The sequence below is a fragment of the Herbaspirillum sp. GW103 genome (assembly GCF_000261365.1).
Lineage (GTDB): Bacteria > Pseudomonadota > Gammaproteobacteria > Burkholderiales > Burkholderiaceae_D > Herbaspirillum.
Genome location: NZ_AJVC01000001.1, coordinates 42,435 through 65,328 on the forward strand (window position 1 = coordinate 42,435; position 22,894 = coordinate 65,328).

Annotated in this window: 17 protein-coding genes; 6 read left to right on the forward strand and 11 right to left on the reverse strand. The window is 64.4% G+C overall.

Going from position 1 to position 22,894, the window contains the following annotated elements:
* Both GWL_RS00190 and GWL_RS00195 read right to left on the reverse strand, forming a co-directional pair.
* On the reverse strand, window positions 1-912 hold the full coding sequence (locus tag GWL_RS00190) for a LysR family transcriptional regulator (protein WP_008325310.1): 912 nt from the start codon (window positions 910-912) through the stop codon (window positions 1-3).
* Window positions 913-982: 70 nt separating this feature from the next.
* Window positions 983-1,936: a 2-hydroxyacid dehydrogenase gene (locus tag GWL_RS00195; protein WP_008325312.1), complete on the reverse strand. Its 954-nt coding sequence runs from the start codon at window positions 1,934-1,936 to the stop codon at window positions 983-985.
* Between the two features lie 414 nt (window positions 1,937-2,350).
* On the opposite strand from GWL_RS00195, the gene GWL_RS00200 reads away from it, so the two are divergent.
* A complete protein-coding gene (locus tag GWL_RS00200; RefSeq protein WP_008325314.1) occupies window positions 2,351-3,784 on the forward strand; it encodes an MFS transporter in 1,434 nt (477 codons plus the stop codon).
* A 196-nt stretch (window positions 3,785-3,980) separates the two neighbouring features.
* A complete protein-coding gene (gene ilvD / locus GWL_RS00205) occupies window positions 3,981-5,843 on the forward strand; it encodes a dihydroxy-acid dehydratase (RefSeq protein ID WP_008325316.1) in 1,863 nt (620 codons plus the stop codon).
* 86 nt (window positions 5,844-5,929) lie between these two features.
* Here ilvD and GWL_RS00210 read toward each other — a convergent pair whose 3' ends face one another.
* The 3 genes from GWL_RS00210 to GWL_RS00220 form a co-directional block, all read right to left on the reverse strand.
* Window positions 5,930-7,810, reverse strand: coding sequence for an AI-2E family transporter (locus GWL_RS00210; RefSeq protein WP_008325318.1), 1,881 nt, complete (start codon window positions 7,808-7,810; stop codon window positions 5,930-5,932).
* 145 nt (window positions 7,811-7,955) lie between these two features.
* Window positions 7,956-8,348 carry a VOC family protein gene (locus GWL_RS00215; RefSeq protein WP_008325320.1) on the reverse strand — a complete coding sequence of 131 codons (393 nt, stop codon included), beginning with the start codon at window positions 8,346-8,348 and terminating at the stop codon, window positions 7,956-7,958.
* A 22-nt stretch (window positions 8,349-8,370) separates the two neighbouring features.
* The gene (locus GWL_RS00220) at window positions 8,371-9,321 is read right to left on the reverse strand and encodes a LysR family transcriptional regulator (protein WP_008325326.1); all 951 of its coding nucleotides are present in this window, start codon (window positions 9,319-9,321) and stop codon (window positions 8,371-8,373) included.
* Window positions 9,322-9,462: 141 nt separating this feature from the next.
* On the opposite strand from GWL_RS00220, the gene GWL_RS00225 reads away from it, so the two are divergent.
* Entirely contained in the window at window positions 9,463-10,917 is a 1,455-nt protein-coding gene (locus GWL_RS00225) for an MFS transporter (protein ID WP_008325328.1), read from the forward strand.
* A gap of 328 nt (window positions 10,918-11,245) precedes the next feature.
* Window positions 11,246-12,892, forward strand: coding sequence for a methyl-accepting chemotaxis protein (locus GWL_RS00230; protein ID WP_008325330.1), 1,647 nt, complete (start codon window positions 11,246-11,248; stop codon window positions 12,890-12,892).
* 39 nt (window positions 12,893-12,931) lie between these two features.
* Here GWL_RS00230 and GWL_RS00235 read toward each other — a convergent pair whose 3' ends face one another.
* The 6 genes from GWL_RS00235 to GWL_RS00265 all read right to left on the reverse strand — a co-directional run bounded on the left by GWL_RS00235 (window position 12,932) and on the right by GWL_RS00265 (window position 20,852).
* The gene (locus GWL_RS00235) at window positions 12,932-14,269 is read right to left on the reverse strand and encodes a nitrate/sulfonate/bicarbonate ABC transporter ATP-binding protein (protein WP_008325332.1); all 1,338 of its coding nucleotides are present in this window, start codon (window positions 14,267-14,269) and stop codon (window positions 12,932-12,934) included.
* A gap of 14 nt (window positions 14,270-14,283) precedes the next feature.
* Window positions 14,284-16,029, reverse strand: a complete 1,746-nt coding sequence (locus GWL_RS00240) for an ABC transporter permease subunit (protein WP_008325334.1) — start codon at window positions 16,027-16,029, stop codon at window positions 14,284-14,286.
* Window positions 16,030-16,388: 359 nt separating this feature from the next.
* Window positions 16,389-17,756: an MFS transporter gene (locus tag GWL_RS00250; protein ID WP_008325338.1), complete on the reverse strand. Its 1,368-nt coding sequence runs from the start codon at window positions 17,754-17,756 to the stop codon at window positions 16,389-16,391.
* A 67-nt stretch (window positions 17,757-17,823) separates the two neighbouring features.
* A complete protein-coding gene (locus GWL_RS00255; protein WP_008325340.1) occupies window positions 17,824-18,051 on the reverse strand; it encodes a DUF2783 domain-containing protein in 228 nt (75 codons plus the stop codon).
* A 41-nt stretch (window positions 18,052-18,092) separates the two neighbouring features.
* A complete protein-coding gene (locus GWL_RS00260) occupies window positions 18,093-19,838 on the reverse strand; it encodes an FAD-dependent oxidoreductase (protein WP_008325342.1) in 1,746 nt (581 codons plus the stop codon).
* A gap of 54 nt (window positions 19,839-19,892) precedes the next feature.
* Window positions 19,893-20,852, reverse strand: coding sequence for an MBL fold metallo-hydrolase (locus GWL_RS00265; RefSeq protein WP_008325343.1), 960 nt, complete (start codon window positions 20,850-20,852; stop codon window positions 19,893-19,895).
* 339 nt (window positions 20,853-21,191) lie between these two features.
* Between GWL_RS00265 and GWL_RS00270 the strand changes: the two genes are divergently transcribed.
* On the forward strand, window positions 21,192-21,992 hold the full coding sequence (locus GWL_RS00270) for an IclR family transcriptional regulator (RefSeq protein WP_008325345.1): 801 nt from the start codon (window positions 21,192-21,194) through the stop codon (window positions 21,990-21,992).
* Window positions 21,989-22,849 (forward strand): IclR family transcriptional regulator, encoded by an 861-nt coding sequence (locus GWL_RS00275; RefSeq protein ID WP_008325348.1) that lies wholly within the window; start codon window positions 21,989-21,991, stop codon window positions 22,847-22,849. Before GWL_RS00270 ends, GWL_RS00275 begins: the two co-directional genes overlap by 4 nt.
* The last annotated feature ends 45 nt before the right edge of the window (window positions 22,850-22,894 follow it).

The following is a 22,894-nucleotide window of genomic DNA, read 5'->3' on the forward strand; positions in this document are numbered from 1 at the left end:
TCAGGCCCGGCGCAGTCGTGCTGCGCGCTCGGCACAGTATCCGGTGGCCATCAGGCGAAAGGCCGTCACCGCCGGATTGTCCTGGTCCGCACGCCACGCCATGCTCATCTCGGCACGCGGCACCTCCCCGGCCAGTGGCCGGAACTCCACCCGATCGTAATGGAAACGCTGTGCCGAGGCAGGCAGGATGCCAACGCCCAGGCCGGCGCGTACCAGTGAGAGGATGGTATGGCTCTGGTCGATGTACTGGGTGAAATCCGGTTTGACGTCCGCCGCGCCCAGCATGGCCATGATGCGTTCGTAAAAGTACTTGCCATGCGTGGGGGAGTGCATGATGAAGGGCTGACCATCGAGCTGGGTGGTGGCGATGCGTTCATGCAGCGCCAGCGCATGCCCCTGGGGCATGGCCAGCACCAGCGGTTCCTCATCGACCAGCTGCAACTCCAGCGGCTGGCGCGACGATACCGGGCGCAGGAAGCCGATATCGATGGTGTTGGCGCTAAAGGCTTCCAGCTGCGCCACCGAAATCAGTTCGAACAGCACCACATCGATCTCGGGCAGGCTCTTGCGCGCCTGCATGAGCAACTCCGGGATCAGCTCGTAGCCGGCCGCGCCCGTGAAGCCTACCCGCACGCGCCCGGTCTTGCCCTGGCTGGCGCGGCGTACCGTGCTCTCGGCCTGTTCCGACAATTGCAGCAGGCGCGACGCGTCGGCCAGGAACACCCGGCCTTCGGTGGTGAGCCGCACCGTGCGCCCCACCCGTTCGAACAACTGCACACCCAGCCGGTGTTCCAGCAGGTGGATCTGGCGTGACAGAGGCGGCTGGGTCATGTTCAGCAACGCCGCCGCACGACGGAAATTGAGTTCGGTCGCAGCGACCACGAAACAACGGACTTGAGCCAGATCGAGCATGAGGATGTGCCGGTAAGGGGAGCGCCTGCATTATAGGCATGGCCGCTCCCCGCTGCGGCCGTGGTCGGATTCAGGTGGTCAGGCTACCTTCGGGACGCTGTCCTGCCAGCCCTTGGGCCAGACTGGCCAGCACCATCTCGCCCATGGCCGTGCGCGATTCCACGGTGGCGCTGGCGCGATGCGCCTGCAACACCACCTGGTCCATCTGCAGCAGGGCCGGCGGCACGTTGGGTTCGTCCACGAACACATCCAGCCCCGCACCGGCAATGACGCCACGTTGCAGGGCATCCACCAGATCCTCTTCCACCACCAGCTTGCCGCGCGCGATATTGATGAGAATGCCTTCGCGTCCCAGCGCATCCAGGACGGCGGCGTTGATGATGCCCTGCGCCTTGTCGGCGGCAGCGGCCAGCACCAGTACATCGCTCTGGCGCGCCAGCTGCAGCAATGCCGGTTGGAACGTGTAGGGCAGGTCGTCCATGGCGCGCAGGTCGGTGTAGGCGATGGGGCAGCCAAAGGCCGCTGCGCGCTGGGCGATGGCACGGCCGACCTTGCCCATGCCGACGATGCCCACGCGCTTGCCGCTGAGGCGACGCGAGAGGGGAATCGCCGTCGGCGAAGGATGGCGCACCCAGTCACCGCGCTGCACGAAGGCGTGACCCGGACAGATCTGCCGACTCACCGCCAGCATCAGGCCCAGCGCCAGATCGGCCACGTCCTCGGTCAGTGCACCGAAGGTGCCAGTGACCGGCAAGCCCTTGCTGCGCGCATGGTTCAGATCCACTGCATCGGTCCCTACGCCATTGACGGCCACGACCTTCAAGGCCGGCAGGCGATCCATGAGGGCGTTGCTGATACCGGTATGGCCGCCGGTGATGACCCCTTCGATGACGGCCCCGTGGCGTGCGATGTAGGCTTCCTTGTCCTCCTGCTCGAACAGGCGGTGCATGTGATAGAGATTCTCCAGCTTGTCATTGATGGCCGGAACCAGGATGGGATTGAGCTGCAGTACGTGGCGTTTCATGGGAGAACTCCTTCTCGTTCGATGGCAATGCGGGGCGATGATGCGGGCATTCCGCCAGCACGTCCAATCCGAAAAGGCTATCAATTGATTCAGGAAATGGCACCTGATCGGGTATCAATATCGATTCAATCTGCACATCACCTGATAGCCAGAAAAGATTGGACGCCACGCAGGGGCACGGCCATGATTCCCGGCGTCGGCCTGCAAGACACGCAAGGTCGCCATCAACGTCGGGCGCCAACAGATCCCTTTGCGGGACGCACAACAAAGCCCGCCACCTGCACTGGAGACAAGCATGAACCTGGGATCACACCGGAGGCAGCGCGCGCTGCCCTCCTGACACGGGCGCATCGCCACGCCGTTGCCGCCAACCATAACGATAACCACGAGACACGCCACCAAAGGAGTTCGACGATGAATCCTGTCGACGCCGCCGACCCCGTCGGCCGCCATAGTTCCACCGCCTCCTCTGCAATTGCTGCCCCTGCGGCCAGCCGTTTGTCAGAGCAGAAACCCACCCGCTACCGTTGGGTGGTGATGGGCCTGATCTTCCTGATCTGGGCCATTGCCTGCGCCGATCGCGCCAATTTCGGCATCGCCCTGCCGTACATGAAAAAGGAGTACGGCATCTCCAACACCGAGGCCGGACTGATCGTGAGTCTGTTTTCGTTTGCCTATGGTCTGGTGCAGATTCCGGTCGGGTTGATGTACAAGCGCCTGAGTGCCAAGACCACCGGCATGCTGTTTTCCGTCTTCATGTTGCTGACCTCGTTGTTTACCGGGCTCATGGGCACGACTTCCTCGGTGCTGCTGTTGCAGCTCTACCGTGTCGGTCTCGGTTTGTCGGAAGGGCCACTGGGCATTGGCTGTACCAACGTCATCAATCGCTGGTTCCCGCCGGAGGAAAAGGGGACCGCTACCGGACTGTGGATTGCGGCCTCCAAGCTGGGTCCGCTGATCGTGCCGACGGTGTGCATCATCGTCATCCAGCTCTGGGGCTGGCGCGAAATCTTTTACGTGTTTGCGGTGCCGGGCATCTTCCTGGCCATTCTGTGGTTCTTCCTGGTGACCAATTCGCCCGCCGAAAACCGCTTCTGCAATGAGGCCGAGCGCCGTTACATCACCCAGGAGCTGTCGGCCGGTGCGGCCAGCGCCGGCACTGTTGCGGGGCAGGGTGCGCAGGTGGCACCGATGCCATGGCTGGACGGCATCAACCGTACCCGTCGTGTGCCGCGCCTGGAGACCTTGCGCCAGGTCTTCACGTCCTGGAACGTGATCGGCGTGGCTCTCGGCTATGGCTGCATGATCGGCATCAGCAATATCTTCATGTCGTGGATCCCGACCTATCTGGTCACGGTCAAGGGATTTGCTTCGGTGAAGATGGGTTTCCTTGCCTCGGCACCGTTCATCGGTGCGGTCGCGGGCAACATGCTGGGGGGCGTGATCTCGGACCGCCTGCTGGGTGGCCGCCGCAAGCCCATGATGCTGCTGGGCGCGCTGGGTACCGCCGTGATGACGCTCATGCTGGTGGATGCGCCCGACAGCGTGCTCTATCTGGGCGCCATGCTGATGTTGTCGGGCCTGATGCTGGGGATCGGCTTTGCCGGTTATTCGGCCTATCCCATGGGCCTGGCCACCAAGTCCACCTACCCGACCGCGTTCGGCATCGTCAATTCGCTGGGCCAGATCGGTGGCGCCTGTGCACCCCTGGCCGTGGGAATGCTGCTGGACCGCTATGACTGGAGCAGTGTCTTCCTTTACATGGTCGGCACTTCGCTGCTGTGCCTGGTGCTGCTGTTGAGCGTAGTGGAGCCGATCACGGTACGCAAGGCGGGGGACGAAGCCTGAGCGCGCAGTGCATGGAGAAAGCGACTGGCCCGCGTTGTTGCGGGCCTTTCTGTTTCTGACGAGGAATATTTGTGCCGATGCGTATTAATATCTGTTGGATATTAATACGCATCGAATTATATATTGGACAAACACTCTCCTCGGAGGCACTCTTGTGCTCCCTTTTTCCCTAAGCAGCCCTGAGGAGACACCCATCATGCCGACCTATCGTTCCTATACCACTACCCAAGGCCGCAACATGGCCGGCGCGCGTGCGCTGTGGCGTGCCACCGGCATGAAGGATGGCGATTTCACCAAGCCCATCATCGCGGTCGTGAACTCCTTCACCCAGTTCGTGCCGGGTCACGTGCACCTGAAGGACCTGGGCCAGCTGGTGGCGCGCGAGATCGAGGCGGCTGGCGGCGTGGCCAAGGAATTCAACACCATCGCCGTGGATGACGGCATCGCCATGGGCCACGACGGCATGCTGTACTCGCTGCCCTCGCGCGACCTGATTGCCGATTCGGTCGAATACATGGTCAACGCCCACTGCGCCGACGCCATGGTCTGCATCTCCAATTGCGACAAGATCACCCCGGGCATGCTCATGGCCGCCATGCGCCTGAACATCCCCGTGGTCTTCGTCTCCGGTGGTCCGATGGAGGCCGGCAAGGTCATCAAGACCGTCAACACCGACAAGAAGGTCATCAAGCTGGACCTGGTCGACGCCATGATCCAGGCCGGCGACAAGAACATCTCGGATGCCGACGTGGCCGAAGTGGAGCGCTCGGCCTGTCCGACCTGCGGTTCCTGCTCGGGCATGTTCACCGCCAACTCGATGAACTGCCTGACCGAAGTGCTGGGCCTGTCGCTGCCGGGCAATGGCACCATCGTCGCCACCCACGCCGACCGCAAGGAACTGTTCCTGCGCGCCGGCCGCCTGATCGTCGAACTGGCCAAGCGCCACTATGAACAGGATGACTACAGCATCCTTCCGCGCAACATCTGCACCAAGGAAACCTGGGAAAACGCCATGACCCTGGACGTCTCCATGGGCGGCTCCACCAACACCGTGCTGCACCTCCTGGCCGCAGCCCACGAAGCCAAGGTGGAATTCACCATGGCCGACATCGACCGCATTTCGCGCCGTGTTCCCTGCCTGTGCAAGGTCGCGCCGATGACCAACAAGTACCACATCGAAGACGTGCACCGCGCCGGTGGCATCATCTCCATCCTCGGTGAGTTGGCCCGTGCCGGCCTGCTGGACACTTCGCGTCCGACCGTGCACAGCAAGACCCTGGGTGAAGCCATCGAGAAATTCGACATCCGCGTCACCAGCGATCCGGCCGTGCACAAGCTGTTCCGCGCCGCCCCCGGTGGTGTGCCGACGCAAGTGGCCTTCTCGCAGGAAGAGCGTTTTGAAGACAGCGACCTGGATCGCGCCAACGGCTGCATCCGTGATCGCGAACACGCCTATTCTCAAGATGGCGGCCTGGCGGTCCTGTACGGCAACATCGCCGAGAAGGGCTGCATCGTCAAGACCGCAGGCGTGGATGAAAGCATCCTGAAGTTCTCCGGCACCGCACGTGTCTTCGAGAGCCAGGACGCCGCCGTCGAAGGCATCCTGGGCGACAAGGTCAAGGCCGGCGACGTGGTCATCGTGCGCTACGAAGGTCCCAAGGGCGGCCCCGGCATGCAGGAAATGCTGTACCCGACTTCGTACATCAAGTCCAAGGGTCTCGGCAAGGCTTGCGCGCTGTTCACCGATGGTCGTTTCTCCGGTGGTTCCTCCGGCCTGGTGATTGGCCATGCTTCGCCGGAAGCGGCTGAAGGCGGTGCCATCGGTCTGGTGGAAGAGGGCGACATGATCGACATCGACATCCCCAACCGCAGCATCAACCTGCGCATTTCCGGTGAAGAACTGGCCAAGCGTCGCGCCGACATGGAAGCCCGTGGCGATGCCGCGTGGCAGCCGGGCAACCGCCAGCGCGTGGTTTCGCAGGCACTGCAGGCTTATGCCGCGCTGACCACCTCGGCCGATCGTGGTGCCGTGCGTGATCTGTCGCAGTTGAAGCGCTGATCGTACGTGGCCGTCGCCGGTCACCGCTGCCAAAAAAATCGCCCGGTGCAAGCCGGGCGATTTTTTTTTGCTGCGTCTGGCCAGGCTCAGACCTTGATTGCCGGCCGCATGTGCGTAGACGCAAATGCCAGCCCTTCCTCGAAGGACGACAGCACCATGTCCACCTGTTCCTTCACGGTCGCGGCCTCGACTTCCTCGTTGAAGAAGGACGGACGAATCGTTACCAGCAGCGCATGCGGCAGGTTCTCGCGCAGGTCGCGTACTACCCCCATCCAGGCGTCCAGTTTCTCTCGCACCGGATAGACCAGGAACACGATGGACACCAGTTCGGCCTTGCTGGTATCGGGCGGTCCTTCCTCGGGCTGGTCCAGCGTGATGCTGCGGGCATCGATGCCGGTCACGCGCAACGCATGCACCAGCAGTTCGGAGAGCAGGTCATCGCGCTCATGGCGCAAGCCACCGCACAGCACCACCGACCCTTGCGGCACATCCAGCGAACCCTGCCAGCGTCCCAGCCGCGCCTGGCGCAGTTCACGCAGATGCGCACCGACGCTGCTGTTGAGCAGAGGTACCTCGCGGCGCCGACGCAGGCTGCGCGGCGCGCCGGGACTTTGCGTGAGCACTTCGGTCAACTGCGAGACCGCATGCAGCAGACGCTCCTGCTGCGCTCCTTCGATGCGACCATGGCGCAAATCCAGCGCCGCCAGGGCCAGGCCGGGCAGCAGGATCTGGTCGCAGTACTTGGCAAAGCTCTGCTTCTGCAGATGCGTGCGGGCATCGCGGATGATGGCGTCCGATTCACCGGCCAGGGCACGCTGGTAGAAACGCTCGGCGTGTGTCATGTCGGGCGCCTCGCCCAGCAGGATGGTGATCGGTTCCAGGGCCGACACATGGCGCCCGGCCACCACCAGGCACAGCGTCAGCGGAGTGGAGAGCAGCAGGCCGATGGGCCCCCACAGCGTGCCCCAGAACAGCGCCGAGACGATCACCGCCAGCGGCGAGAGGCCCGAGCTGTGACCATACACGCGCGGTTCGATGAAATTGGCCACGATCACTTCCAGCCCCACATAGAACGCCAGGAAAGACAGCGCCAGCCACCAGCCCGGATCGATGGCGGCGATGAAGATCGAGATCATCAGGCCCGAGGCCAGTGCACCCAGGTAGGGGACGAAGCGCAGCACCCCGGCCAGCGCGCCCCAGAGCACCGCATGCGGTACGCCCCCGGCGGCCAGCACCGCACCCATGATGAGGCCGAACACCAGGTTGACCAGGAACTGTGAAAAGAAGAAACGCGATACGCCCTCTGCCGCATCGCCCAGTGCCTGCATGGTGCGGCTCATCTCGGTCAGCCCGGCCAGGCGGATCAGGCGTTCGCGCAGGGATTCCTGTTCCAGCAGGATGAACACCAGCAAGACCAGCACGATGCCGGCCTGGCCGATCGGTCCCCAGGCCAGCGCAAAGAGGCGCCGCAAGGCCCCGCGCACCGACATGCGGGTATCGGTTTCGGGCGCGGCGGCGGCTGCTGCTGCAGCGGCGGCACGACTGTTCTTCTTGCCGCTGCGCGCGCTCTCCGGCAGCGGCTGCGGGATCACCGCGCTCAGTTCGGCCTCCAGCCGGGCGAAGGGACGCTCGGTCATGGCACGCACGCTTTCTACCTTGTCCTGGATGGCTTCGCGGTATTGCGGCAGATCGCTGGTTACGCTCACCAGCTGGAAGGTCAGCACCACCGCCAGTGCCACCAGGCAGCCGCCCACCAGCAGCACCGATACCATGGCGGCGGCAGCCCGGTTCAGGCCCAGGGCGGCGAGCTTCCTCACCAGCGGCAGGATGATCAGGCTGGCAATGCCGGCCACTGCCAGCGGGGCCAGGATGTCGCGGCCGAAGTAGAGCATGCCCAGTACCACGGCCGCCCCCAGGAGGGTGGTGGAATTCAGGCGTGAGAAGGCGGAAGTCTTGAGGTTTTGCATGGAGAGGATGAGGGCAGGAAGGCGGGCCGGTCAGCGATGCAGCGCGAGTATAGCCCTTGCCCTTGCAGTGCGCGCATCGCGCCTTGACGTTTTCTGCACCATGCCCCGCAACATCAGGTGCAGCGAGGCTTGCAGAGGGGGTGGTTCAGCGCGACACTTCATACAATTCCAGCGGCAGGCCATCCGGGTCGGCGAAGAAGGTGAAGCGCCGGCCCGTGTATTCATCCACGCGGATCTCTTCCACGACCACGCCACGGGCTTCCAGTTCGGCCTTGCTGGCGGCGACGTCGGCGACCGAAAAGGACAGATGGCGCAGACCGCAGGCCTCGGGACGCGAAGGACGCGACGGTGGGGCGGGGAAGGAGAACAGTTCTATCTGCGTACCGTCGGGCAGGCCCAGGTCCAGTTTCCACGAGTCGCGTGCCTCGCGGTAATGTTCGGCAATCACGCGCAGGCCCAGCAGATCGACGTAGAACGCGCGGGAGGCCGCATAGTCGGAACAGATGAGGGCCACATGATGGATGCCTTGCAGCTGCATGGGATGCTTTCAGAAAGAGGGTTCAGCCGGGACGGCCCTTGGGGCCACGCTGCTCCAGCCCGGCGCAGACCGCGCGCACCTTGTCGCGCAGCCAGCGATGGGCCGGGTCCAGCTCCACGCGGGGATGCCACATCAGCGAGACGATGATGGGGTCGGTGGCCACCGGCAGTTCGAACAGATGGATGCCGGAGGCACTGCCATCCTTGCGCGGTGCCCCCGCCTGGGTCAGGAAGGAGTAGGGCACCATGGTCACCAGGTCGGAGCAACGCACCACCGCCAGCGCGCCCGGAAAGCTGGGCACGACTGCCACCACCTTGCGCACCAGGCCGCGCCCGGCCAGCGCGGCATCGATGGGGCCGTTGCGCTCGCCTCGTGGCGAGGCGCTCACATGCTCGTGGGCGCAATAGCGCTCGGCACTGACGCGGCGCAAGGCGGCCAATGGATGTCCGATGCGTACCGCACCCACGAAGCGATCACGAAACAGGGTTTGCAGACGCACCTCCGGTCCCATCTCGCTGGCCACGCCGATCTCGATGTCGGCACTGCCTTCGCGCAGTGGCAGCGGACTGCGCTCCACCTTGGGCGCGAAGCGCAGCCGCACCAGCGGGGCCTCTGCCGCCACGGCACTGATGAGTGCGGCACCGCAGGCTTCGATGAAGCCTTCATTGGCGCGCAGGGTGAAATCCCGCTCCAGCCGGGCCAGGTCCAGTTCCGGTACCGAGGGACGCAAGACCGATCGGGCTTCGTGCACTACATTGCGCACCCGTTCGCGCAGGGCTTCTGCGCAGGGAGTCAGCACCATCTGTCGTCCGGCCCGTACCAGCAACTGGTCGCCGGTGGCCTGGCGCAGGCGGGTCAGGGTGCGGCTCATGGCCGAGGCACTCAGGCCCAGGCGGCGCGCAGCCCCGGCCACGCTGGCTTCGGCGATGAGGGCATCGAGGGCGATCAGCAGGTTGAGGTCGGTATCGGGCATGACGGCATCCTAGCATGCGGTGGCAGACATGATTGGAGACATGGCGTTGCATGCAATGATCCAATGCAGGCCGTGCGTCTTCCGCCTTGTCTCGCGGCTGGCTATAGTGAAGACCTGATTCGATCTTCACAAGCGATCTCCATGTCACTCTTTTCCGATCTGCCCGGCGACGAAGGCCTGCCGGGCGTACAGCGCCGCCGCGCCATGCTGGCCGTGATGACGGCCACCACCATGGCCGTCTTCGACGGCACCATCATCAACGTGGCCCTCCCGCAGATCAGCCAGGCCCTGCAGACCTCTGCCGCCGCCTCGGTATGGGTCGCCAATGCCTACCTGCTGGCTACGGCCATGACGCTGGCCGCCTTCGCCGCCTTGTCGTCGCGACTGGGCTTCCGCTCCCAGTTCACGGCGGGGCTGGCTGTCTTCACGCTGGCCTCGCTGGGCTGTGCATTGTCGCATTCGGTGGACCTGCTCATTGCCATGCGCGTGTTGCAGGGCCTGGGCGGTGCAGCCATGCTGAGCATTGCGCCGGCCATTCATCGCACCGTCTTTCCCAACCGCCTGCTGGGGCGCATCCTCGGCCTCAATGCCGTGCTGGTGGCGGCCAGTACCGCCATCGGTCCGGTACTGGGCGGCACCTTGCTGGCTGCGCTGGGCTGGGAATGGATCTTCCTCATCAACGTGCCGCTGGGCATCCTCGCCGTGCTGCTGTCGTGGAGCGCCATTCCGGAAACACGCAAGCCGGCGCAGGCGCCCTTCGACGTGGCCGGTGCGCTGTGGTCGGCGCTGGCCATGGGCGCCATCATCATGGCGGCCGATACCTGTGCGCGCTTTGCCGAACCGGGCCAGGGTACCCACGCCATGCTGGAGGCGGCAGCCTACGCCCTGGTGGCGCTGCTGGCCGGTACCGCCTTCGTGCGCGGCCAGCGCCGTGTACCGGAACCGCTGTTGCCGCTGGACATCTTTGCCAATGCACGTTTCTCGCTGGCCGCACTGACCTCGCTGGCGTCCTTCGTGGGGCAGGGCATCGCTTTCGTGGCCTTGCCCTTCCTGTTCCAGAACGGCTATGGATACACCGCCTTTGAATCGGCAGCACTGTTCACCCCGTGGCCGCTGGGTATCGTGCTGGTGGCGCCGCATGCAGGCAAGCTGGCCGACCGTCATTCTCCGGCGTTGCTGTCGAGCCTGGGCCTGGCGCTCTTTACGGTCGGGCTGGGCTTGCTGGCCTTGCTGCCCGATCACGCCCAGGCCTGGGACATCGGCTGGCGTGCACTGGTGTGCGGCATGGGTTTCGGTTTCTTCCAGAGCCCCAACAATCGCGAGATGCTCTCCAATGTCACCCGCGAGCGCAGTGGCAATGCCTCGGGCGTGCTGGCCATCATGCGTACCTTCGGCCAGTGCCTGGGCGCGGCCATGCTGGGCACGATCCTGGCGATCTACACCGCCGGTGCGGTGGCCCAAGGTGAGCTCAAGATGAGTGCGACGCAGGATGGCGAGGCGATCCGTCTTGCCCTGTGGGTCGCGGTCCTGGCCACCGCGCTGGCTACGGCAGTGAGCGCCAGCCGCCTGCGTCGCAAGGCGCAATCGCCCGCCTGATCTGCATTTGCGAGCCATGCTGCAGAAAACGTCAAGCCCCCCGGAACTCGTTATTGACTGAAATGTACCTGAATTGGTAACTTTTTAGTGAGCCCTTAAATCCTCGTTGATTCTCGCTTTGTCCCGGCAGGCGGGAGCATAGACTGCTTCTGCTTGCCGGCGTGCCGACTGCCACTCAGGGCGAATTACAAGCACAACAGCGTCCCGTTTCATCCTCCTCGCCCCACTCAAGCGTTCAGGTTTCGCAGTCCACCCTTGCAAGCTCCGTCCAACTCTCTCCGGCCTCATCCTGCATCGGCCGGGGGATACCACAAAAGGGGGCAATACCATGGGCAAGTTGAAAGTCGTGACCAGGCTGGCATTGGGCTTCGGCCTGATTCTCGTGTTTCTGTTGGGCATTTCCTTGCTGGGCATGGCGGGCATGTCGCGCATCAATGATGCCCTCAGCGACATCACCTCCGTCAACAATGCCGAAACCAGGCTGGTTGCCACCATGCGCAACGCACTGAGCCAGCGCGCCATCGCCATTCGCAACATTGCCCTGCTCGATGACCAGGAAGGCATGCGCGTGGAAGCGCAGACGCTGGCGCGCCAGGAAAAGATCTATGGCGATGCCTTGCTCGCGCTGGACAAGATGTTCAACACCGAAGCGGCCACCAGCGAGCGCGAGAAACAGTTGCTGGCCCAGATCAGGTCCGACGAGGCGGCCGCCGTGCCGTTGATGGCCAAGGCGCTGCAATTGGGGCTGGATAACCAGCCGGCCGATGCCGTCAAGGTGCTCATCACCGAAGTGCGGCCCAAGCAGCAGGCCTGGATCAAGTCGCTGACTGAGCTGGCCGAATTCGAAGACCAGCTCAATGACGACGCAGCCGCCAGTGCCCGCAGCACCTATGCCTGGCTTCGTTCCATCATGCTCAGCGCAGTGGCGCTGGCCTTGCTCGCAGGCGTGGTCGCCTCGGCGATGATCGCGCGCAGCATCCTGCGCCAGCTGGGGGCCGAACCATCGGAAGCGCAGGCCGTCGCGCGCGAGATTGCCTCGGGCGATCTCACGGCCACGGTGCGTCTGCGCGAGGGCGACGGCGCCAGCCTCATGGCGTCGATCGAGCAGATGCGTTATCAGTTGAACGTAATCGCACACGGCATCAAGTCGGCGGCCGAGACGATTTCGGTGGCCAGTGGCCAGATTGCCCAGGGCAATTTCGACCTCTCGCAACGTACGGAAGAACAAGCGGCCTCGCTGGAGGAAACCGCCGCCAGCATGGAAGAGCTGACCACCACCGTGCGCCAGAACACCAGCCATGCCAGCGAAGCCTTGCGCCTCTCGGGCGGTGCCGCGCAGACGGCCGCCAGCGGCAGCGAAGCCTTTGATCGCGTGGTCTCGACCATGGACAAGATTTCGGCCAGTTCCGGCAAGATGGCCGACATCATCGGCGTGATCGAAGGCATCGCCTTCCAGACCAATATCCTCGCCTTGAATGCGGCTGTGGAAGCGGCCCGCGCCGGCGAGCAGGGGCGCGGCTTTGCGGTGGTGGCCTCGGAGGTGCGCTCGCTGGCACAACGCAGCGCCGTGGCGTCCAAGGAGATCAAGGATCTGATCGGTGAATCGATGGCACACGTGGGGGCGGGCTCGCAACTGGTGGCCAGCGCCGGTCAGCAGATGAGCGGCATCGTGGCTTCGGTGCAGCGCTTCGGCGAGATCATGAACGAGATTTCCACTGCCACCCAGGAGCAGGGCAGCGGTATCGAGCAGATCAATACCGCCATCGTGCAGATGGATCAGGTGACCCAGCAGAATGCAGCGCTGGTGGAACAGGCCAGTGCGGCGGCGCAGTCGCTGTCGCAGCAGGCCTCGGGTTTGCTGAAGGTGGTGTCGGTCTTCAAGATTCGCCAGGATGCCTCGACCATGACCGACAACGCACCCGCAAGCCCGACGGCACCGGCCTTGCAGAGCGCGCCGCTGGCGGCCCTGCACTGAGACCGATACCGAGAGAGCGAACCGGCAGGGGGACGGCACTCAGCCTTGGGGGCCGTCGTCCTCGTCCTCGTCCTTGGGCACGAACACCATGCCGCTCTTGGCGTTGTAATCCATGAGACCGGCATAGCGGCCCCAGGCGATCATGGTCTCGAAGGTCTTTTCGGGATTGTCATAGGGCAGGGCGCTGCCGATGTCCTTCAATACGCGCTCGGCCTCGATCTCCTCGGCCTCGCCCAGCACCGCCAGGATGATGTGGAAGATGCGCAGCTTGTAGACCTGCTCGGCAAAGATGGCGCGCTGTCCCTGGCGGTCGGCCGCCACGAAGCGGCGGCCGAGATCGGTCAGGTAGACCTCCTGCTTGGGGGTGTCCACCAGTTCCAGGATCTCTGCGGCCTTCACGGTAGCGATGGTCTCGCCGAATTCCTTGCCGATCTCGTCGGAGATGTCGTAGATGTTGTTCAACTCCGGTTCGTCGTTCAACAGGCTCATCAGGCCCAGGATCTGCCCCACCGGGATCAGCGGGATGGATTCCATGCGCTTGCGTCCGCGCGAGATCGGCTCACCCGGCACGTGCACTTCCGGCGGCAGGTCGGGCAGCGTCAGGGTGGTGATGGCTTCGTGGATGATGTTGACCAGACGTTGGAATTCCGGGCTCTTGGAGTCGCGCGGATAGGGTAGCGGGTTCTCCAGCACCAGACCCAGGCGACCCGGACGCGGGAACACCACGACGATGCGGGTGGCCATTTCCACCGCTTCCTCGATGTTGTGGGTAACCATGAAGATGGAGGTCAGGCCGCTGTCCGGTGCGCGCCACAGGCTGATGAGTTCCTGGCGCAGGTTTTCGGCGGTCAGCACGTCCAGGGCGCTGAAGGCTTCGTCCAGGCACAAGAGCTTGGGCTTGGAGACCAGCGCCCGTGCAATGCCCACGCGCTGGCGCATGCCGCCCGAGAGTTCGCGCGGATAGGCGCTATGGTAGTTGCCCAGGCCGATCAGTTCGATGGCGCGGTCGACCGCCGCGTCGCGTTCCTCGCGGGTCGGATTGTGCGACATCAGGCCTACGGCCACGTTCTGTTCCACGGTCAGCCAGGGATAGAGGGCGAAGGTCTGGAACACCACCGACGCATCACGATTGACACCATTGAGCTGTTTGCCGGCGGCCATGGTGTGGCCCGAGCTGGGTTCCACCAGGCCGGTCAGGCAGCGCAGGATGGTCGACTTGCCCGAGCCGGACTGGCCCAGCAGCGCCAGCAGTTCGCCTTCGTGGACGGCCAGGTCGATGTTGTCGAGCACCTTGAGCTCGTGGCCGCCGGCGGTATTGTAGGATTTGCTGACCGCGCACAGTTCGGCGACGGCAGGGCGTTGTTGCGAGGGTGTCATGGGTTGGCTCACGATCAATCGAGGCGGAAACGGCGTTCGGCGAAGGCATACAGGCGACGCCAGACAAACTTGTTCATCAGCACGACGAACATCGACATCACGCCGATGCTGGCGATGATGAGAGGCGTGTCACCGGACTTGGTGACTGCCGAAATATAGGCGCCCAGGCCATCGGCCTTGAGCGAGACATCCCCCCAACTGGCCAGCTCGGCCACGATGGAGGCGTTCCAGGCCCCCCCGGCGGCGGTACATGCACCGGTCACCCAGAACGGGAAGATGGCCGGCAGGATCAGCGTCTTCCACAGGTTCCAGCGTGACAGTCCGTACATGCGTGCGGCTTCCTTCAAGTCGTTGGGAATGGCCATGGCGCCGGCGATCACGTTGAAGAGGATGTACCACTGCGTGCCCATGGCGATCAACAGGATGCTGCCCCAGTTCATGCTGACGTTGGCCGCGACGAACCAGCCCACCACCAGCGGGAAGGTCATGTTGACGGGGAAGGATGCGCCGATCTGCGCCAGCGGTTGCGCGAAGCGGGCGATGTGCGGCTTGGAGCCTATCCATACCCCCACCGGGGTCCAGATCAGGGTGGCGATGACGGTCATGGCCAGCACCCGCAGCATGGTCAGGAAGCCCAGCCAGACGATGTGACCGAACAGGCTCCAGCTCATCGCGCCGTGCAGCGCATCGATGGCCGCGACCAGTCCGCGCAGGGCTTCGAAGATCAGCAGGCCGCAGATCGCGCCGGTCAACACGCGTTTGGTCCAGCGTTGGCGGGTGATGCGCGCCGGCGTGAGCGCTGCCGAGGTGGCGGGACGATGACGCGCCAGCCAGTCACCCAGCGGCTGCCAGCATTTCTCATCGAGCCAGGTAAAGACGTAGGAACCGCGCAGCAGGTCATACACCCAAGAGGTCGGCGGCGAGCTCGATTCGGTCAGTTCGATCTTGAACTTGTCGGCCCAGGCCAGCAGTGGCCGCCACACCAGCTGGTCGCTCACCAGGATCAGCGCCAGCATGGCGATGACCGCCCACAGTGCTGCCGTATGGTCGCCCTGGGCGATGGACTGCGCCATGTAGGAACCCAGGCCGGGCAGCTTCAGATCCTTGTTCATGACGCTGATGGCTTCGCTCTGCGCCACGAAGAACCAGCCGCCGCCGAAGGACATCATCGAGTTCCAGATCAGGCTGTGTGCCGATGCCGGCAGCTCCACGGTGCGAAAGCGCTGCCAGGCGGTCAGGCGATAGGTGGTAGCGGCTTCCTGCATGTCGGTCGGGATGGTGACCATGGAGTGATAGAAGCCGAAGGCCATGTTCCACACCTGGCCGGTGAAGATGGCGAAGATGGCCGCGCATTCCACGCCCATCAGGCTACCCGGGAACAGCGCCATGAAACCGGCCACGGTGGCCGAGAGGAAACCCAGCACCGGCACCGATTGCAGGATGTCCAGCGCAGGCAGGATGAGGGCGCGCGCACGGCGGCTCTTGGCGGCCAGGTAGCCGGTGCCGATGGCGAAGAAGAGCGAGAAAGCAAAGGCGATCCACATGCGCAGCAGGGTGCGGCCGGCGTAATAGGGGATCATGGCGGGCGAGCTGTCGACCTCCAGCTGGTCGGACGGGTCGAAGTGCACCAGCATGCCACGGCCGAAGTGCAGCGCGCTCCACAGCAGGCCGAACAGCACCGCCAGCACCAGCGCATCGATCCAGCCGAAGCCAGGCTTGACTTCTTCATAGGCCGTCAGTTGCGGCGAGGTGGTCTTCATTGTCATGGCGGCGAGGCTGGATGGCGGTGTTGGTGTTGGTCGCGGTGGTAGCGTTCGTGGCTGGGCAAGACGTGGTCAACGGCTTCAATCCGGTCGTGCGCGATCCCTGCCTGATGGATCAGTCGCCCCCCGGGACCGGCGGCGCCACTGTAGCAAGGAATTCTGACAGTTTCTTGACCACCTTCCCGGATGCCAACATTTGCTTGACTGCCTGACGCTACCGGGTGGACGCTTAACGCACGGACTGTCATCCCGGCTGACGCGAACCGTACGCGATCCGATGCGTCTCGCATGTCGATAGTAAAAAAAGCCGCCCTGCTCTCGCAGGACGGCTTTTCTCCCCGGACCGCCGGATCGTTTCAGGCGCGATGCTGCGGCCCTTCCTGCGTCGCTCTGCGTGGAATCATCGTCCACATCGTCAAGCCACTGAGCAACAGCAATCCCGCCAGGATATACAGCGCGATATCGATATTGCCGGTGCGCGTCTTGACCAGACCGATCAGCCAGGGGCTGACGATGCCGCTGGTGATGCCCACGCTGGAGATGAAGGCGATGCCCGGTGCGATGGTCTGGCTCGGGAGCAGTCCGGGCGGCAGCGACCAGAAGATCGGCAGGGCCGCAAAGATCAGCACCGCCGCCATCGACAGCAGTCCCAGCGAGACCGCAAAGCTGGAAGGATGCAGGGTCAGCGCGGCCAGCGCCAGCGCACCGCCGGTGGTGCACACCAGGAAGTGGCCGTGACGCTCGTTGCGGCGGTCCGAGCGGCGCGCGATCAGGATCAGGCCGATGGCGCCGATGGCGTTGGGGATGACCGTATAGAGCGAGACCTCGACCACATCCTTGATGCCGAAGTCGCGAATCATCAGTGGCATCCAGAAGTTCAGCGTGAGCGAGCCGCAGGTCAGCGCAAAGTAGATGAAGGCGAACAGGTAGGTCTGAGGATGCGACAGCGCCTGCCTGAGCGCCATCAGCGAATGCGGTCTCACATGATGGGTACGCAGCGCTTCCTGGTTTTGGCGGGTCTGCAGAAAACCGGCTTCTTGCGGGGTCAGCCACCTGGCCTGTGCCGGTCCGTCGGGAAGCAGGAAAATCACCAGCAGGCCCAGCACCACCGCTGGTGCACCTTCGATGGCAAACATCCACTGCCAGCCATACAGACCCATCACGCCAGCCATGTCACGCATGATCCAGCCCGAGACCAGTCCGCCCAATACCCCCGCCACCGCCACCCCGGCAAAGAAGATCGCCATTACCGCCGCGCGGCGCTGCGCCGGAAACCAGTAGCTGAGATAGAGCACGATGCCGGGGAAGAAACCGGCTTCGAATACGCCCAGCAGGAAGCGCAGGATGTAGAAGTGCGTGGCATCGTTGACCGCCATCATGCCCACCGATGCCAGCCCCCACAGCACCATGATGCGGGAAAAGGTGCGGCGTGCGCCAAAACGTGCCAGCAGCATGTTGCTGGGCACTTCGCACAGGACGTAGCCGACATAGAACACGGCCGCGCCCAGACCATACATGGCGTCGCTGAAGCCGAGATCCTGCTTCATCTGCAACTGGGCGAAGCCGATGTTGATACGGTCCAGGAAGGACACTACGTAACAGATGAAGAGAAAGGGAATGATGCGCAGCCAGACCTTGCGATAAATCGCGTCTTCGGCCGCCACGCCCAGATCGAGCGCGGAAGGGGCGGCCAGCGTGCCGGCGCCCTGGGATGGGGTCATCATGAATGTCTCCGTTGGATAGGCGCCTGTGGCGGCGCTCTTGTGGATGTCGAGGAAGGATGGATATGACTCAGGCCGCTTCGGCCAGCGTCGCCGAGGCTGCCGGGGCCAGGCCGGCGCGGGCGCGCTGCATGGCCTCGATCAGCACGTCGTGGCCGCCGATGTGGTTGGCCAGCAGCAGGATCAGGCGGGCATTGAGGTCCTGGCTGGCGGCATCGTCCAGGCCGCGATGGATTTCGATGAGGGCTTCGTAGAAGTCATCGGGGTGCGTCAGATTGGGCGCGGTGTTGAGGCTCATGGTGTCTCCTTGTTGAAGGGGCGGGTGGTTTTGCGATGGGTTCAGGCGGCATCCAGTTCGGCCGTGGACAGGGTGTCGTGGCTGTGGCCGGTGGCGCGCTGCAGGGCGTGTTCCAGCGCCGACGCGTCTATCCCGCGCCAGCGGGCGCAGACGTGCTGGTCCGGACGGATCAGATAGCAGGTGTGCGGCTGGCCGTCATAGCGTTGTGCCACCAGGCCCTCGATGTCCTCCACCTGGACGGCGTCGGGGCCCAGGGTTGCCAGCACGGCACGGTCGGCGGCGGTGGTCGCGACGCCGCTGACAAACAGCAGGCGCAGCGGCACCCCGTTGTCGGTCAGTCGGGCCAGTGCCGGCAGCAGGACGGCGGGCAGGGCGGCAGCCGGGGCGAAGATCATGGCCACGAACTGGTCGCCCAGATGGGGTAGCAGCCAGCCCGGCATGGTGTCCATCGAGACAGGGGCATCGGTACAGGGGGCCCCGGCCTGCATGGCCCCCTGGAAAGGGGCACTGTCGCGGGTGCTCAAGGGGGAGTCGTGCAGGGTGGCGGGCAGTGACAGGCGGCCACTGTTGACCAGTCTGCGTGCGAACACATGCTCACGCGCCAGCCCCAGCACGGCATCGCGGAAGCGGCGGCTGACGGCGCTCTTGGGCGTGATGAAGTCGGTGGAGCGGGTAGAGTTGAGCAGGTTCTCGTCAGCGGCGTATTGGCGCTCGCTGGCGTAGCTGTCCAGCAGGCTTTCAGGCGCCTTGCCCTGCAGGACGAAGGCCAGCTTCCAGGCCAGGTTCTCGGCATCCTGCACGCCGCTGTTGGCACCGCGCGCACCGAAGGGCGAGACGCAGTGCGCGGCGTCGCCCACGAACAGGACGCGCCCATGACGGAAGCTGTCCATGCGCACACAGGAAAAGGTATAGACGCTCACCCATTCCAGGGTGAATTGCGCCTGCTTGCCCAGCAGCGCCTGCACGCGCGGGATCACGCGTTCGGGCGTTCTCTCCAGGACCGGATCGGCGTCCCAGCCGAGCTGGAAATCGATGCGCCAGACATCATCGGGCTGGCGATGCAGCAGCACCGACTGGTTGGGATGGAAGGGCGGATCGAACCAGAACCAGCGTTCGGCCGGGAAGGGCGCTTCCATCTTGACGTCGGCGATGAGGAAGCGGTCGCGGAAGGTGTGGCCCACACTTTCCAGTCCCATCATCCGACGCAAGGGGCTGCGCGAGCCATCGGCTGCCACCACGTAGCGCGCCTTGAGCTGGTAGCTGTCCTCCGGGGTTTCTACCGTCAGCACTTCGTGGTCGGCGTGATGCGCGATGGCGCTGACCCGGCTCTTCCAGCGCAGCTCGATGAGGTCATGGCTGCGCGCCTGTTCCAGCAGGTAGCCTTCCACGTAGTACTGCTGCAGGTTGATGAAGGCCGGCCGCGCGTGGCCACTTTCGGGCTGCAGGTCGAATTCGTAGATGGCCTCCTCGCGCAGGAACACCTTGCCGCGATGCCAGCCCACGCCCTTGTCCATCATGCGCTGGCCGCAACCGATGCGGTCGAAGATGTCCAGCGTGCGCTTGGCAAAGCAGATCGCCCGCGAGCCGGTGGAGAGCGTATCGTCGTCATCGACCAGCACGACGCGAATGCCCTGCCGTGCGAGGTCGATGGCGGTCACCAGCCCGACCGGGCCGGCGCCGACGACGACCACCGGATGCACGGCGGCGCCGGCGGGTCTGGTTTGCTCCGGGCAGGGCTGATAGCTGAAACGTTGCTGCTGATAATCAATGGCTGGGCTGGGGTTCATGGCCGGTCTCCTCGCTGTTCTTTTCTCTTCTGACTGCGGGCGCTTGCGGTGCGCTCAGGCTTGCAGTGCGGCCCACATTTCCTTGTCGCGTTCTGCCGTCCAGATGCGCGGATGGGTGATGCCGGAGGCCTCGTCATAGGCCCGCGTGACATCGAAGGGCAGGCAGTGTTCATAGATGAAGACCTGGCCGAACCTGGGATCCATCAACTTGCGGGTGTGCGCCATGGCCTCCTTGAGCCCCATCTTGCCGGCCACGGCTTCGCGCCCTGCGCGCAGCAGGGTGGAGACGAAATCCCTGGTATAGGCGATGGCCTGCGTGACCTGCTCGCGCCCTTGCAGCGCCGGCCCGCGGCCGGGGACCAGGGCTTCCGGTTGCAGGGCCGCCAGGGCATCGAGCGTGGCCGGCCAGGGTTCCAGCTGGGCATCGCCGCAGTAGCAGGCGGCGTCGTATTCCACCAGATCGCCCGAGAACAGCACCTTCTGACCGGGGATCCACACCACCGTATCGCCCTTCGTGTGACCAGGGCCGAGATGGGCGATCTTCACTTCCAGCTGACCCATGAAGATCGTCATTTCCTTCTCGAAGACCATGGTCGGCCAGGTCAGGCCGGGCACCGTTTCCACCCCGGCGAACAGGCGCGGGAAGCGCTCGATCTCGGACTTCATGTCGGCCTCGCCACGCTCGACGATCATCTCGTAGGTACCGCGACTGGCGATGACCTGCTCGCCGCCTTCCTTGAAATAGGCCGAGGCGCCCAGCACGCGCACGGCGTGGTAGTGCGTCAGCACCACGTACTTGATGGGCAGGTCGGTCACGCTGCGGATGCGCGCGATCAGGTCCTGCGCCATGGCCGGGGTGGCGGTGGTGTCGATGACCATCACGCTGTCGTCGCCGATGATGACGCCGGAGTTGGGATCGCCCTCGGCGGTGTACGCGTAGGCGTTTTCCGAGATGCGTTCAAAGGTGATCTTCTTGGCGTCGAGATCCGCCTGGGATGCAAAAGCCTTGGCCATGTCTGCCTCGTTCTGGTTCGTTGGGTGGGGACGCGGCTGGACATGGCGTGTGCCATCGGGGGAGTCTCCGTCCAACCCGTCTTGGATCAATGCGGGTCAAATCTTGTTGTTGTTGCCTGCGACAAGCAGGTTGATCGCATCTTAGTCAGCGCGTTTTGATTAGTCAATAGCAAATACGCTTGTCAGGAGTTAATTGACGTTTTCTGCACCATGACGTGGAGGATGTCTTGCCGGACGGGAGTTGGATTAGAATCCAGGGTCTCGTATCGCAGGGCAGCCGGACGCGCAGCAATGCTTGTCGCTGCCATTGCCCGTCATCAGAAACCTTGGAATCATCGGATGAGCGCATCCCCCGTCAAGACACAACGCGGCATCCAGAGCGTGGAGGTGGCCGGGCGCCTGTTGCAGGCGCTGGCCCAGGCGCGCCAGCCATTGCCGCTGGTGGCGCTGGCGGCTGCGGCCGAATTGTCCTCGGCGCAAGCCCATACCTACCTGGTGAGTCTGCTCAGGCTGGGCCTGATCAAACGCACCCCCGGCGAGGGCTACTATGAATCCGGCCCGCTGGCCCTGCGTTTGGGCATGGCGCGGCTGGCCCGGGAACCGGCCTATCGCCAGGCCTTGCCGCAGGTCCGTCAACTGAGCCAGGAGACCGGCCTGAGCGTGGCGGTCACCCTGCCCACGCCGGCCGGCCCGACCATCGTGCATTACGCCCATGCCGGCAAGCCACTGCACGTGAACCTGCATGTGGGCACCGTCATGGCCCTCTCGGAAACCGCCACCGGACGCACCTACTGCGCCTTTACCCCACATGCCGACTGGCAGGCTCTGTGGGAGGCGCAGCATCCCGCCCAGCCGAAGGGCCGGCTCAAGCATGTCCAGCAAGAACTCGATGCCATCCGCAAGCGCGGCATGGAGCGCGCGGTCGACCTGCCCAGTCCGGGCGTGAGCAGTCTGTGCATGCCCTTGCTGGATGCACGGCAGCAGTTGCTGCTGCTGGTGACCGTGATCGGGCCCAGTGGTGTCATCGATACCGGCTGGCGCGGCGTGGTAGCGCGCCAGTTGCGCAGCTGCATCGAGGCCATCGCGGTCACGCTGGCGGCTGCAGAACAGACCGATGAGGAAGGGGAGTTTGTCCCATGAAGAGTACGCCGCACGCCTTGACCACGGTGGAGGGCGATCAGGAAGGTGAGCGCAGTCAGCGCGGTATCCAGTCGCTCGACAGCACCGGCGCCCTGCTCGATGCCTTGCTGGAAGCCGGACGGCCGCTCCCGCTGGGCGACCTGGCCAGACTGGCCGGGATGCCGGCAGCCAAGGCCTTTCCGCACCTGGTGAGTCTGCAGAAGATCGGTTTGCTGGCGCGCGATGCCCAGGGCAGTTTCTTCCCTGGTACGCTTTCGCTGGAACTGGGGCTGGCGGCCCTGCAGCGACTCTCGCCCCTGCGTGAGGCTGAGGCCGAGGTGGCTCCGCTGGCCCAGGCCACGGGCCTTTCGGTGGCGCTGGCCGTGGTCGGGCCGTTGGGCCCGACGGTAGTGCGGCTGGAGGAATCTTCGCGACCGCAGCACGTAAGCCTGCGCATCGGTACGGTGCTGTCGATGGTACATACCGCCATTGGACGTGTGTGTGCCGCACACCTGCCATCAGACATGCTGGCCGGTGCGCTGGCCATGGATGCGATCCGCATGGAAGGCGCCCATCCCGACAGCGTCTGCCATGCCGATGGCAACCTGCGCCACGACTACGCCGAACGGCTGCGCCAGATCCGCCTGCAGGCCATGGACCAGGCGCTGGGGCGACCGGTGCCGGGGATCCATACCCTGGCTGCGCCGGTATTCAATCACGCCGGACAACTGGCGCTGGTGATGGCCGTCATGGGCAGCAGCGGCAGCTTTGATACGGCCATCGAGGGCGAGGTGGCACAGCTGCTGCGGGCGGCAGCCCATACCGTGTCATGGCGCCTGGGCGCCTTCGAACAGGCTGCGCCGATGGCGCCCGAATAGGCGTTAGGATCGTATATATCGTTTATATAATTTATATTGTTGATT

Bases quoted from the DNA above. Each gene is read 5' to 3' on its own strand.
- GWL_RS00200 (WP_008325314.1), top strand. From the start codon at position 2,351: ATGAATCCTGTCGACGCCGCCGACCCCGTCGGCCGCCATAGTTCCACC.
- GWL_RS00255 (WP_008325340.1), bottom strand. From the start codon at position 18,051: ATGAGCCTCAACACCGCGCCCAATCTGACGCACCCCGATGACTTCTAC.
- GWL_RS00190 (WP_008325310.1), bottom strand. From the start codon at position 912: ATGCTCGATCTGGCTCAAGTCCGTTGTTTCGTGGTCGCTGCGACCGAA.
- GWL_RS00270 (WP_008325345.1), top strand. From the start codon at position 21,192: ATGAGCGCATCCCCCGTCAAGACACAACGCGGCATCCAGAGCGTGGAG.
- GWL_RS00215 (WP_008325320.1), bottom strand. From the start codon at position 8,348: ATGCAGCTGCAAGGCATCCATCATGTGGCCCTCATCTGTTCCGACTAT.
- GWL_RS00230 (WP_008325330.1), top strand. From the start codon at position 11,246: ATGGGCAAGTTGAAAGTCGTGACCAGGCTGGCATTGGGCTTCGGCCTG.
- GWL_RS00240 (WP_008325334.1), bottom strand. From the start codon at position 16,029: ATGAAGACCACCTCGCCGCAACTGACGGCCTATGAAGAAGTCAAGCCT.
- GWL_RS00195 (WP_008325312.1), bottom strand. From the start codon at position 1,936: ATGAAACGCCACGTACTGCAGCTCAATCCCATCCTGGTTCCGGCCATC.
- GWL_RS00275 (WP_008325348.1), top strand. From the start codon at position 21,989: ATGAAGAGTACGCCGCACGCCTTGACCACGGTGGAGGGCGATCAGGAA.
- GWL_RS00265 (WP_008325343.1), bottom strand. From the start codon at position 20,852: ATGGCCAAGGCTTTTGCATCCCAGGCGGATCTCGACGCCAAGAAGATC.
- GWL_RS00260 (WP_008325342.1), bottom strand. From the start codon at position 19,838: ATGAACCCCAGCCCAGCCATTGATTATCAGCAGCAACGTTTCAGCTAT.
- GWL_RS00225 (WP_008325328.1), top strand. From the start codon at position 9,463: ATGTCACTCTTTTCCGATCTGCCCGGCGACGAAGGCCTGCCGGGCGTA.
- ilvD (WP_008325316.1), top strand. From the start codon at position 3,981: ATGCCGACCTATCGTTCCTATACCACTACCCAAGGCCGCAACATGGCC.
- GWL_RS00250 (WP_008325338.1), bottom strand. From the start codon at position 17,756: ATGATGACCCCATCCCAGGGCGCCGGCACGCTGGCCGCCCCTTCCGCG.
- GWL_RS00235 (WP_008325332.1), bottom strand. From the start codon at position 14,269: ATGACACCCTCGCAACAACGCCCTGCCGTCGCCGAACTGTGCGCGGTC.
- GWL_RS00210 (WP_008325318.1), bottom strand. From the start codon at position 7,810: ATGCAAAACCTCAAGACTTCCGCCTTCTCACGCCTGAATTCCACCACC.
- GWL_RS00220 (WP_008325326.1), bottom strand. From the start codon at position 9,321: ATGCCCGATACCGACCTCAACCTGCTGATCGCCCTCGATGCCCTCATC.